At 39.0% G+C, this 405-nt stretch carries 1 protein-coding gene; it reads right to left on the bottom strand.

The window, feature by feature from the left end; all coding sequences use genetic code 11:
• Positions 1-110: 110 nt before the first annotated feature.
• Positions 111-405 (bottom strand): DUF2345 domain-containing protein (locus tag A9G34_RS10245; RefSeq protein ID WP_141670406.1); only part of this gene is annotated, 295 nt, incomplete at its 5' end.

Raw genomic sequence — 405 nt, 5'->3', positions numbered from 1 at the left:
TTGCTTCTGATAAGGCTTTATAATAGGCGTCTTGACTTAATTGTTTTTCGCCAACAGGAAAGTTAAAGTCGGTTATTTTTTTTATAGTCATTGTGTTACTTCCTTACAAATTATTCCGAAAAGCTTTTTGAATTGAACGATACATGTTTTCTTAATAACATTTCGAGTTCCGAATCATTGTTATTTAGCTTTGCGGATAAATCATTCCTCGCCGCGCCCATCTTTTGCATGACATTACACTTCAGATAAACATTATCCTGTGTGCCCAGTTCAATGCCTTCCCTGCTGATTTTTATATATGAACCGCCACACATTAACGTAAGCTGTTCGCTTGCGGTGACAGTGAGCTCACCATCGACACTGTCAATTTTTATATCCTGCTTGGCGGCCATGTTGAGGTTGGCG

Source organism: Gilliamella sp. Choc4-2 (assembly GCF_001690355.1).
GTDB lineage: Bacteria > Pseudomonadota > Gammaproteobacteria > Enterobacterales > Orbaceae > Gilliamella > Gilliamella apicola_A.
The sequence above is the reverse complement of the archived record's forward strand: the minus strand, read 5'-3'. Positions and strand labels throughout refer to the sequence as shown.